Origin of the sequence: Serratia sp. UGAL515B_01, assembly GCF_033095805.1 — a bacterium.
GTDB lineage: Bacteria > Pseudomonadota > Gammaproteobacteria > Enterobacterales > Enterobacteriaceae > Chania.
In genome coordinates this window covers 733,169-747,263 of record NZ_CP109901.1, presented here as the reverse complement: position 1 = coordinate 747,263, position 14,095 = coordinate 733,169, and the positions used below count along the sequence as shown (strand labels likewise).

The window sequence follows — 14,095 nt, the reverse complement described above, 5'->3', positions numbered from 1 at the left end:
GGACGTGCGCTGCTAACGCATCCGGCTCCTACTTCGGGTTCTGGCGTGGAAGCGTTGCATGGGATAAGGGTGCATTATTCGGGGTGACGGGATCCAGCGTTCACACAACCGGCTGAAACGAGCCCAGTTCATTCTGTGTCGCTGACTCCTTCGTCTCAGTGATTTAAGCCACAGACGTTTCACTTCCTCCACAAACTGGGTCAGTGCCCTGATGTTGAAGGGGACGCCATAGTAGTTAAGGTGTCCCTCCACCACCCGCCTTAGCCAGTGGCCGGTTTCTGCCGGCTTTTCATGAAGTCGTTTACGAAGCGTCTGTTTTATGGCCTTCAGTTGCGCAATGCGTCGGCTTCGTCTGGTTTTCCTCATGACTGCCGCCTTACCATTATGCAACTCACCGATGTAGTGGGGGAACCCCAGAAAATCGAACGTCCCCGGCTTCCCGAGTTCTGGTTGTTCTCTGTACTGTTTCAGGGCGTATCGCCCGAACCGAAGCAGGCGGGTTTTCCCCGGATGGACTTTCAGGCCGAACCTGTCCAGTCGCTGTTTTAGCGCATCCAGACATGCCCGTGCGTCACTGTGTTTCTGAAAACCCAGTACAGGGTCGTGACGCAGATTTAGTGGTAGTGGTTGATTGTCAGATACCAGCCTATGATCTTGTCGTGCATTTCTTCTGACTTTGAGAAGCATAGGATTTTGCGGGTAAGCCGCTTAAGATGTGTCCGCAGGTTCAGATTATGTCGCTCTATCCGCTGGGTGTATTTCTTGCTGATAACATGACTGGTTGAGGACAATAAAGTTCGGTATACCGGCCAGGCATCGGTCATGTAGAAGGCAATGCTAAACTGGCTCAGCAAAACCAGAAGACGCTTTAATGTCAGCGCATTTCGTGGGCCAAAGACATGGGCGATGACGCGCTTTCGGATGCGGTCATAGGCATAAAACAGCCAGCGTTGATTCCCTTTACAGCGGACATATGACCACTGTTCATCGGCTTCACAGCAGATAACGACTTCTGCGCCTGGCTCAACGTTTTGCGCTACCTGATGCGGTGCGAGTTTTTTAGATGACGGAAAACGGTGTTAAGACTTATCCGCAGTACTCTAGCCGTATCGCGGCATCCAGAGCGATTAATCATCATATCAACAATCGTTTGGTGGGTTTCGGGTTTCGCCCCGTTGTAGCGGTAGTGGAGCTGAAAGGTCTTCAGGCAATGCTTACAGCGATAGAGCTGCGCCCCTGAACTGGAATGACCGTTTCGGATGACCCCCTGAGTTTCGGAGCAAGGGGGACAAACCACATCAATCTTCGCCATCAATCATCCAAAATGCAAAGAGTACAACAACACTAAATCGGAGTCACGACTCCTAAACGATCACCTTTAATAGGCGGTCAGTTACACAGAATAATTTACGAGCTCCCTTTATAAACAAGTAGCCTCTAGGACTGATACACCAGAGTTATCAGTTGCCTGTTTGGCCAGAGTATACTTCACTTGGCATTGCTGATCAGCATCGTTACCCCATTTCGCTTTTAACACGCCGTTGTCGGCCAGACCAACCAGATAAACCTGCCCTTCGTCCCCCACAATAAAACCCTGTGTGTCTTGCTGAGTGAGTTCGGTCACTATTGCGCCAAAAGGAACGGCTTGTCCCCCCTTACGTATCAGCGTCATCAACATGCGTTGCCCTATTTTGGTATCAAAACTGACTTTGGCAACCGCCCCCCTAGTTGGCACTATCTCTTGCGCTGTAAGGGCCAGTTCAGTATTATCCGGCAACGTTTCCGCATTCAGCTGTATATTATTTTTTTTATACGGACTACTGTAAGGGATAATAGCGTAACCCCGCCAATCGGTTTTTACCCCTCTCTTGTTAGTCACACCAACTCCGCTGGCACCTGGCGCTTTTACTAACACTACCGTTTCTCCCAAAGGCTGGCCAAAGGTCACACCTTCACTGTGTGCAATAACTCCGCCGGACAACGCATAATTCAACCGCTGATTGTTAGGGCTATACGCATACCCTGCAACAGTCTCAGCATAACGCCCGCGATAGTCGAGATTAAGATTGCCACTGTTTCCCATGTCACGACTGCCATAACCTTGTTGCACCATCCAATTCAGGTTCTTATCTTCCAAAGCCGTACCTCTGAAACTCAACCTATTGTTACTGCCGATGTCCCTGCTGCTATTCAGGTAATAGCTGGCATAGCTATTCTTCAGCCAACGATCTAGTGGGACACTGATATTAAAGGCAAAAATTTGATCTCTAGCATAGACTTGTCCATTACGACCACTGGTTGAGGAGCTTTGGTTGTTGCTATAGCTCAGTTCGTAACTGATACCTTGCCAGTAGTTGTTATACTGTATGCCTAGCGAACGTGTCGTGCGTTCACTATTCCAGTAATCTTCACTTATCCAGCTCAAAGACAGGTTACCTGCTTTTTCCCAGAGTTTCTGGTTCAAGGTCAGTTCAGAACGGCTGCGCCGACGTTCACGTACATAGAGATTCTCGCCTTCCCGGTAGGTGTTCAAAACGTCCTGCAGATTGTAATAACCGTCGGTTGAATAACGATAACCAGCAATCGCCAAGCTGGTCCCTGTCTGGGCAATGCTCTTACTGTAACGGAGACGCAATGACTGGCCGCTTTCTTTGGACTGATCTTTAAGGCTTGCCCAGCTCTGGGTGATATCAAGAGATAGACCCCCAAAGTTGCCGAGGTTTTTTCCTATTCCTAAAGCCAAAGACTGGTAAGGATGAGCAAACTGACCACCGCCGTAGACTGTAGTACCTTGTGGCAGGCCATAAATTGCTACCCCTTGACCGAATGGCGTTTTATCAACACTTCCATTGTAAGAACGATACTGACCACCAGTTAATGCGTACTTGAACTGGCCTTCGCGTCGTAAAATGGGCAATGAAGCGAAAGGCACAACGATATGCTGTTCATTTCCATCGGATTCCTTAATGGTTACGTGCAGATCTCCACCACCGCCAGTCGGGTACAAATCATTGATTTCAAAAGCTCCTGGTGACACAAAGCTTTGGTAAATCAGATTGCCGTTTTGGCGGATGGAGATCTGCGCATTGGTACGGGCAATTCCCCGGATTACCGGGGCATATCCTTTAAGGCTGTTCGGTATCATGTCATCATCCGATGACAGTTGTGCCCCACGAAAGGAAACGCCGTCAAATACATCACTGGGCGAGTTACTGTCACCCAGGGTTAATTTGCTTTTCAGTCCAATCAAATTGCGTTGCGCGTAGGTATAAAGAGTATTCCACTCGCCCGGCGCATTGCTGTTTTTGCTCCAGGTCGTATAGTTACGCAGTCGCCATGACCCAACATTAAGTCCTGGACGGAGATTGGCAAACTGATTACTCATGTTGCCCCTACTACGCGTCACGTTATTAGCTCCACTCAACTGATAGTTGAGCAGTAGAGCTGGGATACCATTATCCCATTGGCTTTCTGGTATAAAATCACGCGCTGTCTGAACGATTGCCGCTTGTGGTATGCTCAGCATCAGCTGTTGCCGGGCAAAATCGAAGTGGGTATTGGCTTGCGCAATGGCATCCAGCTTGACACATTTGGTATCAGCATCGCCCAGGTTAGGAAATAGTTCAGTCTTAACCCCCATGGCTTGCAGTTGTTCCAGGGTCAAACAAGGTTGCAGACTTTCTTTGCCCTCAGCCCCCTTTACCAAGCGAAATTCAATATCACGGGCATCCTGCGGTCGATCGTTCAAGGAGATACCAACCCGGTAAGTGCCTGCAGCCAGGTTATTCCCCGCTTCAAAGGCTGACAGATCGCTATTCCCCTGCTCTGGTTCCCCAATCGCCAGCAATGCCGGGTCAAAATACTCCTTTGCCTCACCCATAAAGGATGAACAACCCAGTAGTAGAGTGATTAACCGAGCTAACTGGCTGACTCGTAATGAGGGGGTTGGTATTTGACGCTGGTTCATTGATTGGATTTCCTATCGGCCACACAAACCTGTGCTCAGGTACTTTAGGCTCCCGATGGTAGAGAAACTTAGGGTTTACAAGGTGTTCTGTATAAGGCTTACAGCGCTGCACTGTGTTCCTGACCAAAGGAGCCGTAATCGCTGATAAGCGTCCAGCTTACATTGCCTTCATTCACTCCCGCCGGCAGTATAAAATTCGCTGTGCTGCCTGGTGCAACATAAGTGACATCTTTAATCTGCTTGCCAGCGACTTTGACTTCATAGAAGTTCATATAAAACGGTGTTGGGTTAGTCACTTGCAGTCGATTACCATTACGCTGCCAAGTCAGTTTGCCAGCAACATCTTCAGGTATTCCTTTCACTCCTTCCGGGCGGTAGATCAGCTTGATATTGCTAGTTAGTGCAATTTTTACTTGGTTCTGGTCATTATCTTTGGTGGATGAAGCAATAGACTTGATCGCTATCCAGTACAACGATTCTTTATCTGTTGGCAAATTTCCACTTGCACGAACCACGCGCAAAGTATTCTGCTGTCCGCCGTCAAGACGAAAGAGCGGTGGTGTGATGAGAAAAGGAGGATTTCCGCCACCTTCTATACTGTTTTTAATTTTAGCTTGGACAAGGTATGGCACCTGTTCTGGATTATTGACTTTTAATGAAACTTCTTTTTTATCACCAAGATAAACAAGACGCATAGCGCCAATAATTACTGATGCCTGAACGATATTACTGATGGTAAATATTGTGATAAGGAGTAATAATTTAGTAAAAAACTTCATATTAAAATCCGTATAAGTAATAAGAGGCTGACAAATGAAACGTCAGCCTCAACTCTAACTAACTTGCCTTATGCTGAAGCATACAAATTTTTACTGATAGGTAACTTCAACACTAATTGCAGAATTGATTGAACCGGCTTTAACCTCTTTAGTTGAAACTAAGTCTACTAAAAATGAGGCACTAGCTTCCCCATTAGACAACGTATAGTTACTAACTCCACCAGGAGAAACAACAGCATCATTATTATCTCTAGCCTGAACTCTGACACCAACTCCCTCTGCAGAACCATTGAGTTGATTTAGTGAAAATAAATCACTGTTATCCTTATCTGGACTGCCTTTAATAGTAATTGCAGCTGTATTCATCACTGCCGGACAATTTTGGATAGTAACAGTAAATTCATCACCGTCTACCGACGCGCCTACAGAATCAAAGTCATTTTTATTAACAATACCCATGTCAAGGGCTTGTTTACTTACTGTCGCAGCACAGGTTGTATCCGTGATATCACCTTCTACAGCCATCTTAAAGGTGTTAGCGAATGCAGGTACTGCGGATAGAGAAATTGAAGCCACCAGTGCAGCAATAAGTGTATTTTTTACTTGATATGTCATAATATTTTAATCCCTTTTACAGATTTATTTTTCAATGGAATACTAAAGAGCTGCGTCCATCATATCTATACTCATCACTTTTAAGCTGGATTCATGATGCTTGAGCTTATCAAGAAAATTGATAAGCTCACTACAACCCTAGTGTTGTGACTTTTTAAATACATTTGGTGTGTATTTTCACTATAAAATACAATTAATGTTATTAGGCGCAGCTGTTTAGTGATTTTTAATTTACCATAGCTAATATTAGTCATATTTGTCATGGTATTGCATTACTCTTCACCTCGTAACTTCTCTGATTTTTTATTTTTGTTGAAAATATTTTTTTATCCACATTTAAATAGAGTTTCCTTCACAAAAAATAGGGTGCACGTCATGACCTTTTAAGTAATACCCTATGCCATGTGCATTTGATATAAAATTTTCGGATATACCTATCGATGTGAGTTTATTTCGCAAAACCTTAATTAAATACCACAACCTTTGATTGGTTTGATATTCATCACACCCTCTCCAGACGCTATCCATAATATCATTTTTTAATACAACGGTTTCAGTCTTGTTATCTAATAACAGTAACAACAACCGTAACTGAGCATCATTAAGAGTGACTACTTTAAAATACATTGCATCTTCAGATGTCTCCAATAGCAGTTTAGAATGTAAAACTATTTACCCTTTTATCTGAAGATAATCCCAAAATTTTTTGTCGTGACGCAGATTTATTGATAGTGATGAATAGTCATATACCAGCAGATGATCTTACGTAAGCGTCCGGTAGCCTCACCTTGCTGCAGCTAATAAACCCTTTCATTATTCTCGGTATTGAACAATCTGCTTGAGAATGGACAATGCAATACAGCAAAGAGAATAAACAGCAGCATCTGAACACTGGAGAAAGAGTGGACTCTCCCAATCCGCTTACTGCCGTGAAAATAGCGTGAAGTTAGCCACTTTTCATTATTGGAAAATGCAGGCTGATAAAGCTGTTAAAAGCCCGGTGACTCCTTTTATTCCCACGACAGTGAAAGTGTCATCGGGCATCATCTCAGTTAATACACCTGGCGGGTTATCTATTTCCTGCCAACTACACCAGTTGCCCCAAGTTCTTCAGGCACTCCAGACATGCTGATCCCTGAACACGTCTGGATTGCTCGCCAGCCCGTAGATATGCGGTGTGGGGTGGATAAGTTAACTCAATATGTTGCCGAACATCTCGGTCAGACCTGGCAAAGTGAAGCTGCGTTTATTTTCTGTAATAAAGCACGCACTCGCATCAAGTTGTTGCGCTGGGACAAGCATGGAGTCTGGTTGGCGGTACGTCGATTACATCGCGGTCATTTTGCCTGGCCTCGAGAAGGGGACACCACCTGGACACTGACCACCGATCAATTTTCCTGGCTGGTAAAAGGCATTGACTGGCAACAAGTCGAAGGCCAAATCTTGGCGAATTGGCAATAAAAGTAATCACATAATCGTTTGATTTAAATGATGATATTTAATCAGTGTGGTAATATTGCTGCCATGATGACATTGCCGTCCGACCTGACTAATGACCAATTACGCACGCTGGTGCTAAAACTCCAGCGTGAGAATACTCGTCTGGCTGAGTTGCTGGCTCAGGCGCGTCAAGCCCGGTTTGGACGCAAAGCAGAAAACTTCTCACCCGCTCAGCTCAGCCTGTTGGATGAGGACAATGAGACCGATATCAGCGCGCTGGAAGCCGAACTGGAAAAAGCCTTGCCCGCAGCACCACCGGCTACGGTAAAGAAACCCAAGCGCCAGGCATTACCGGCTCACTTGCCGCGTGAAGAAAGCAGGCTGGAGCCGGAGAGCACAAACTGTCCACAGTGCGGTGATCCACTCCGTTTTCTCCGTGATGAAGTGAACGAGACACTGGATTATATCCCGGCGCAATTTATTGTCAGGAAAACGGTACGTCCACAATATAGCTGCCCTTGCTGCCAGACGGTGCACAGTGCCGAGTTACCGGCACAGGTTATTGATAAAGGTCAGGCTGCACCGGGCTTATTGACGCATATCACCATCAATAAATGTGTTGACCATCTTCCGCTGTATCGGCAAAGCCAAATCTTCGCTCGCGAGGGGATCACACTGTCTACCAGTACCCTGTCTGATTGGATGGGTAAAGTAGGTATTGCCCTTAAACCTCTGGTAGAACGGTTGCAGACGTTACTCTGTGAGCAGAAGGTGTTGCATGCTGATGAAACGCCACTCACCTTGCTGGCAGGTAAAAAAGGCACCGCACAACGTGGTTACCTCTGGGCATACGCTTCACCGGCAGTGGCAGTGGCAGTGGCAGTGGCAGTGGCAGAGCAGCGTATGGTGATGTTTGATTGCCAACCCGGACGCAATGGGGGCTATGCACAGACTTTTTTGACCGGTTTTACCGGTACGTTGGTTGTTGATGACTATGCTGGCTATAAAGCGCTCTTTGCTTCTGGCGCAATAAAAGAAGCCGGGTGCCTTGCCCACGTCAGACGCAAGTTCTTTGAGCAATACAAAGTTAACCATCACCCACTGGCCAAACGCGTACTGGACGGCATCCGCGAGCTGTACAAATTAGAGCGGTTGATAAAAACGCGAACAACCCAAAATCGGCAACGATGGCGAAACCGTTATGCCAAACCGCATCTGGCTACGCTGCATGCACTGTTATTAGCACAACAACATCAAGTTCCGGGTAACTCGGGGATCCACAAAGCCATCCTGCATGCCTTGAAACGCTGGCCAGCTTTACTCTGCTATCTGGATGATGGCGGGATCCCGATTGATAACAACCACATTGAAAACTGCATCCGTCCTGTGGCTTTGGGTAGAAAGAATTGGCTCTTTGCAGGTTCACTGCTGGCCGGGCAGCGCCTGGCCGGTATCATGAGTCTGCTACAAACCGCCAAACTCAATGGTATAGACCCCTTTACCTGATTGAGCTTCGTTCTTACCCATATTCCGACATGGAAAAATAGCCAACTAGACGAGCTGCTACCCTTCGCAAAAAACACCTTCGCCCAACCAGCACCAATAGAATAACCGATGAGTTTATTCACTCAAGGTGAGATCACCGGATGCATACGGCGGTCTTGGGGTTGCGGTAGGGATAGCCGTTACCGGCTACCCCCCGCGCAGATCCGGACGTGCGCTGCTAACGCATCCGGCTCCTACTTCGGGTTCTGGCGTGGAAGCGTTGCATGGGATAAGGGTGCATTATTCGGGGTGACGGGATCCAGCGTTCACACAACCGGCTGAAACGAGCCCAGTTCATTCTGTGTCGCTGACTGCCTGGCGTTTTTAACCGCTCTGGCGGGTTATCATGGTAGCGAGCCAGTTCACTCTCACCGGCAAGGGCTGGCAGTTGGGTAAACACCTGCATCAGGTAGTCAAATGGAACAAGCCCATTGGCTTTCGTCGTTTCAACCAGGCTATATCGACCGCGCACCGCTACGCGTGTAAACGGGTTCAATGACAGCAAACATTCTGGGCCATCGGAGTAGAGTGTCCGTGCGAGCAAAAAATATCTCTTTACGGATTTTGCGGCGCTTACCCATTGAACTCGCTATCCGTGAAGGTGAGTTGCTGATTCATGCCTAACCTCATCCCCTGATGCTAGGGTGTGCCTCGTAACTATTTTTTGTACAATTTAGCGATATTTAGCCGACAAGAGGCTTTTGAATTTGGCTCGTTATGATGTCCCTGATGAGGCTTAGGCGTTCATTTCCACCCTGTTGCCGCCTGAACGTAATCGTGTTAGCAGTGGTCGTCCCTACCTTGAACATAGGCCTGTAATGAACGGGATCTTTTGGGTGCTTTGCTCTGGTGCTCCCTGGCGAGATCTTCCTGAAAGGTATGGCAATTAGAAAACGATTTACAACCGTTTTAATCGGTGGTCAAAATCTGGAGTAATAAATAGTATTTTCAATAATTACTCCAGATTTTGGATGAGAACAAACTCATCAATTGGGATGCTATAGCACTGGATGGCAGCAATATCAGGGCATTAAAAGCGGCAGCAGGAGCTAAAAAAGTACCCCGATGAACTCAAGGAGCATGGACTTGGTCGCTCTCGAGGTGGTTTTGGCGCCAAAGTCCATTTGGCGACAGACAGCTCAGGGTTGCCGTTAAGCTTTTGCCTGAGCGGTGGGCAAACTCATGAGAGTCAATATGCTGAAACGTTGTTAAACCGAGTTGGTATTATTAGAAAAAGTGGACACCTAAAGTCCCGTCCTAACGCCATGTTAGCCAATAAGGGCTATTCGAGCCAGAAGCTTCGTAATCACCTGAAAATAAAAGGCATAAAAGCGGTTATTCCTTTTAAATCGAATGAAAAAGCCAGTCGAGATGGACGCAGAAAACTGGATACTCAGCGGTATAAAAAACGCAATGTCGTCGAGCGGTGCTTTGGGATGTTAAAAGAACATCGTCGCATTGCCACTCGCTCGGAAAAAACCGCCAGAAATGACCTTTGCATGCTTAAATTAGGCTCTGTTCGGTTGTTTTTAAAGCGACTATTGGGTTAAGGGACACAGCCTAAGAATTTCACTATTGACTATATGGAAATATTTAAAGAAGATAGTTTTTTGGTAAAAATATTATTGTAAGCATCACAAACGATAGGCACACATCCATTGAGGAAAATCCTTTCTTCGACTTGTTTATATGCATTAAAATTGCGCCCTGAAATACTCAAACAACTGAAAAATAAGTAAAAAAAACAAAAATATAAGCATTGGCACTATTTGAATTATCCAGGTTAATTTGAAAGTATTTATATTTTTTCTTGAGTAATTGGCTATGTCGTACGAAGGGATATTCTGAAAAGTCAATTACTACGCGTTTTATTACTTGCAAGTATTAACTTTTTTTCTCGTTTTCCCACATATTGAACATATGTTCATTAAATATTTTAAATCAGTAAGAAATTCAGACTTATCAAGGAAATAGTCTCAAGATGGTAAACAACGATCGCTTTTTATCAGTTCCCAAAAAGGGTTTTTCAAAGAGTTATCTCTATAAACTAAAAGATAACCATCAGTGGTTGTTAAGATTATCGCCACTCGCTTTGGCGATTTCATCACTGCTTGCCATCCCAACTCAGGTATTCGCTGCAGATGATAGAATTGTAGAGTCGAGTGGTAGCACTACGACATTGAATGGTAATATTCTGCATTCCGATGCTATCAATGATAGTGCCGCAGATGGCCTTGTGAACGTTTCTGGCAAGAACAGTGTCATCAATGCTGATAACGTAACGATCAGCACTACAGGCAAAAATATCAATGGGTTATATGCGTTCAGTTATGGCCAGGCTAATTTCAACAACGGCCTTATTACTACAACAGGGCAATTTGCCTATGCTTTCCGAGCCTCTAGTAACTCAAACATCACTGTTTCGAACAGTGAGTTGAATGTGTCGGGGCTGAATACTGCTGGTTTGTTTGCAAATGGTAACAGCAATATCGTAGCAAACAATCTGAAGATTACGTCTAGCGGATCAGGTATACAAAATAACGGTAACAGTGTTATTACCATGACAGATGGTACAATCACTGCGGCTGTCGGTGCACAAGCGATAAATGGTAACGCTCTTGTTACTATCAAAAATGTTGACATCAATGCCACTAACTATGGCGCCAACTCTATGCCCGGCACAAACTCGATCCTCATCGAAAATGGCTCTATAAAATCCGGTAACTTTGGCCTATATGCCAATGGTGCGAATACATTGATCGACCTATCTACCGGTAATACCGATATCACCAGCACTAGTCATGCAGCTTATGCTCTGTCAGGTGGACATGTTTTACTCAACGGTGACACGCTGACAACTACTGGTAAAGTAGGGCACGGTTTATTCGCTTTTAACGGTAATAATGACACCGCGCAAAGTCTCATCACTGCAGATGGAACGACGATAATTACAGCAGGGGAAGGTTCCTATGGTGCTTATTCCCGCTACAACGGTAAGATTGAGTTGCGCGATTCTTCAATAGAAACGTCCGGGCAATCGGCCCATAGCCTGGCTGCTCTCGGCAATCATGCGACGATTAATGCCAATAACGTCAATGTAGTAACAGACGGTATGGCGGCTCATACCGGTTGGGTACAAGATGGAGCGACATTGAACTTCACCAACGGTTCAATGCACAGCACCGGATTGAACGCCGCAGCCTTATCCATCGCCAGCAGTACAACTGATATTAGCAGCGCAAATCTTAACAATGTCAGCATCGTATCCGAGCAAGGAACGACAATCAACGCTGACAAAGGGAGTTCGCAGGTCAATTTATCCAATTCGCGTGCTCTCGACAACAATGGCACGTGGCTTAATGTCGCGAACGGTGGTCACACGCAGGTGGCACTAGACACCAGCGAAGTGAGAGGTACTGCACTGACCGCGGAAGATAGCACAAGCACGGTTACGCTAAGTAATGCTTCATTGTGGACAGTAACAAGCGATGCCAATGTGTCGTCTCTAATTAACCAAAACAGTGCCATTACATTCGCCTCTCCTAGCTCTGACATTGCGCAACAGAGTAGCTATCGCGTCCTGAAAACCCATGACTATACTGGCACAGGTGGCGTCATTAAGCTCAATACCTACCTCGAAGGCGATGACTCACCAAGCGACCGCCTACTGATCGACGGTGGGCACGCCTCAGGTAATACTACCTTGCATATTATGGGCACAGGTGGTCAAGGTGCTCTGACAATAGGCGATGGTATTCGTGTGGTTGACACAGCAAACGGTGCAACTACAGATGCAGGCGCTTTTGTGCTGGGCAATCGGGTTGCTGCAGGTGCTTACGAATATCAGTTATACCAAGGCGGACGTCAGAATACAGGTAGAAATGCCAACGATCAGAACTGGTATTTGCGCAATACCGTCATCGTTAATCCACCTGAAGTCGAACAACCAGAAGTCGAACAACCAGAAGTCGAACAACCAGAAGTCGAACAACCAGAAGTTACTGAACCAAAAGGCAATGTGCAGGAATTACCAAACTATCGACCTGAGGTACCAGTCAGCATGGTTGTACCAGCACTAGCCAATCGCCTGGGAGTCGCTATGCTGGGTACCTATCATGATCGACAGGGTGAGGACCTACGCTATAGCAAAGCCGATACGCATGCTGCTTGGGGACGTATCTTCGGCGAAACCGGCGATCGTGGTCACAAGTCGGGTAACATGAGTGAACGCTATCAACACTTTGAACAGAATGGGCCAACCTATGATTTTGATCTCTACGGCTTCGAGACAGGCTTCGATTTGTTGAACAAACAGGATAAACAAGGCGTTTGTGATATGGCTGGCATCTATATCGGCGCATCAAGGATTGACAGTAATGTCGACAGTGTCTTTGGTGGGCATGCTGGTACTGTTGCGATGAAAGGCTACTCATTAGGTGCTTATTGGACGCACAAAAACTCCAAAGGCGCTTATGTTGATGCCGTCATGCAGGGCACAATCTATGATGATATTGATATCAGAACGTATGCTAGTAGCCGTTCCAAAACTGATGGGAGCGGGTTTGCAGCATCGTTGGAAGGCGGCTATCCTTTTGCCCTTGATAATAACTGGGCAATCGAACCACAGGGACAGGCAATTTATCAGCATGTATCGCTGGATAACTTCCATGACGACTACGGCCAGGTACAATACGGCAGCACGGATACGTTGGATACACGTATTGGTACCCGTCTGACCAAAACCGTGATGACTCAGACTGAAGATAAGGTCATTATGTGGGGGCGGGCTAACCTGTGGCACAAGATGGGTGCAGATGCCAAAACCACATTCCGTGATCTCAATGGCAATAATGCGGTCAGCCTAGATACAAAGCTAGGTAGCACTTGGGGACAGGTTGGTGTAGGTATTTCAGGTCAAATTAATAAAAACTGGACAGTCTTTGCCACAACTGATTATAACCATGCTCTTGATGGCGGTAAGGGCAGCAGTGTTAGCGGTCGCCTCGGTGTTAAAATATCATGGTGATTTAATATCATCTTAACTTCATTAAGCATGAAGCGCCCCAGAAACTCTGGGGCGCTATTGCAAAATAGAAGACTGAATTGATTTTTGGGATGATGCCTCTAATGAGTTGAATCTGATGTATAATGTAGGCTTCTGAGGTTCTCTCATGGCTAGAGTTAATGCCTGTTGTACGTGCTGTCAGTCTGCTCAGATTTACCACCATAGTCAGAACCCTAAAGGCCATGACAGATTTCGTTGCAGTGACTGCCACCACCTCTTTCTGCTCACTTACACAATATCCAGCTCGCGGCAGATTGGCCCGCTCCCGTATTCGCCACTCAGGCGTTCGATAAGTGGCATTATTTTTTCCAGTGTCGCTCGAACTCCGCCGGAGCAAAATAAGCCGAGACCTGGCTTGCTGCGAATGCCGTTTTGTTAAGGCACCACCAGGCCCGCAAGGTATCGTAATGGCGGCCTATCTTGGATGAAATGGCGGGATGGCTTCCTGCTCAGAGACATATTCATCGCGATGTTCCAATAGCATTCTTACGGCACGTTCACGCAACTCGGATGGATAACGGTTTGCGGATTTTGATGTGATTTCGGATCTCCTTTCATTGAGCGTTTAGTCTCCAAGAAACCCAAGGTGGTTCATTTTTTGCCAGATCGATACCGAGGGTTGTCATCTTCATGATAGACTCTCCCAGCTATTAAATGGTCGTGTTTGACACAGTCCCATATTGG

The 14,095-nt window shown here is 46.2% G+C and carries 10 protein-coding genes, 3 pseudogenes and 1 other annotated feature; of the genes and pseudogenes, 7 read left to right on the top strand and 6 right to left on the bottom strand.

Annotated features, from left to right (window positions below; all coding sequences use genetic code 11):
• The first annotated feature begins 291 nt into the window (after positions 1–291).
• Positions 292–549: a hypothetical protein gene (locus tag OK023_RS03480; RefSeq protein ID WP_317694843.1), complete on the top strand. Its 258-nt coding sequence runs from the start codon at positions 292–294 to the stop codon at positions 547–549.
• A gap of 65 nt (positions 550–614) precedes the next feature.
• Here the strand turns inward: OK023_RS03480 and OK023_RS03475 are convergent.
• The 5 genes from OK023_RS03475 to OK023_RS19140 form a co-directional block, all read right to left on the bottom strand.
• Positions 615–1,312, bottom strand: a protein-coding gene (locus tag OK023_RS03475) for an IS1 family transposase (protein WP_317694841.1) whose coding sequence is annotated in 2 segments (ribosomal slippage) — positions 615–1,054 and positions 1,054–1,312 — 699 coding nt in all. Because the reading frame shifts where the segments join, the coding sequence is not laid out codon by codon here.
• Positions 1,313–1,420: 108 nt separating this feature from the next.
• Positions 1,421–3,967, bottom strand: coding sequence for a fimbria/pilus outer membrane usher protein (locus tag OK023_RS03470; protein WP_317694839.1), 2,547 nt, complete (start codon positions 3,965–3,967; stop codon positions 1,421–1,423).
• Between the two features lie 98 nt (positions 3,968–4,065).
• Positions 4,066–4,746 (bottom strand): molecular chaperone, encoded by a 681-nt coding sequence (locus OK023_RS03465; protein WP_317694837.1) that lies wholly within the window; start codon positions 4,744–4,746, stop codon positions 4,066–4,068.
• A gap of 90 nt (positions 4,747–4,836) precedes the next feature.
• Positions 4,837–5,361 carry a fimbrial protein gene (locus OK023_RS03460; protein WP_317694835.1) on the bottom strand — a complete coding sequence of 175 codons (525 nt, stop codon included), beginning with the start codon at positions 5,359–5,361 and terminating at the stop codon, positions 4,837–4,839.
• Between the two features lie 336 nt (positions 5,362–5,697).
• Positions 5,698–5,988, bottom strand: coding sequence for a winged helix-turn-helix domain-containing protein (locus OK023_RS19140; RefSeq protein WP_411569384.1), 291 nt, complete (start codon positions 5,986–5,988; stop codon positions 5,698–5,700).
• 268 nt (positions 5,989–6,256) lie between these two features.
• Here OK023_RS19140 and tnpA point away from each other — a divergent pair.
• From tnpA to tnpC, 3 genes and pseudogenes are all read left to right on the top strand, one after another.
• Positions 6,257–6,493: pseudogene (gene tnpA / locus OK023_RS19135) on the top strand (IS66 family insertion sequence element accessory protein TnpA); the annotation flags it as partial.
• Entirely contained in the window at positions 6,487–6,822 is a 336-nt protein-coding gene (gene tnpB, locus OK023_RS03455; RefSeq protein ID WP_317694832.1) for an IS66 family insertion sequence element accessory protein TnpB, read from the top strand. The pseudogene tnpA and the gene tnpB, both read left to right, overlap by 7 nt.
• A gap of 27 nt (positions 6,823–6,849) precedes the next feature.
• Positions 6,850–8,307: an IS66 family transposase gene (tnpC, locus tag OK023_RS03450; protein ID WP_317694830.1), complete on the top strand. Its 1,458-nt coding sequence runs from the start codon at positions 6,850–6,852 to the stop codon at positions 8,305–8,307.
• Between the two features lie 217 nt (positions 8,308–8,524).
• Here the strand turns inward: tnpC and OK023_RS03445 are convergent, their stop codons facing one another.
• Positions 8,525–8,890, bottom strand: coding sequence for a transposase domain-containing protein (locus OK023_RS03445; protein ID WP_317694828.1), 366 nt, complete (start codon positions 8,888–8,890; stop codon positions 8,525–8,527).
• Between the two features lie 202 nt (positions 8,891–9,092).
• On the opposite strand from OK023_RS03445, the pseudogene OK023_RS03440 reads away from it, so the two are divergent.
• The 3 genes and pseudogenes from OK023_RS03440 to OK023_RS03430 all read left to right on the top strand — a co-directional run.
• A pseudogene (locus OK023_RS03440) lies at positions 9,093–9,896 on the top strand (IS5 family transposase).
• 431 nt (positions 9,897–10,327) lie between these two features.
• Complete coding sequence (locus tag OK023_RS03435; RefSeq protein WP_317694826.1) at positions 10,328–13,372, top strand: autotransporter outer membrane beta-barrel domain-containing protein; 3,045 nt, start codon at positions 10,328–10,330, stop codon at positions 13,370–13,372.
• A 145-nt stretch (positions 13,373–13,517) separates the two neighbouring features.
• A pseudogene (locus tag OK023_RS03430) lies at positions 13,518–13,661 on the top strand (IS1 family transposase); the annotation flags it as partial.
• Positions 13,643–13,756: a sequence feature (AL1L pseudoknot), on the bottom strand. (Overlaps the previous pseudogene by 19 nt.)
• Between the last annotated feature and the right edge of the window lie 339 nt (positions 13,757–14,095).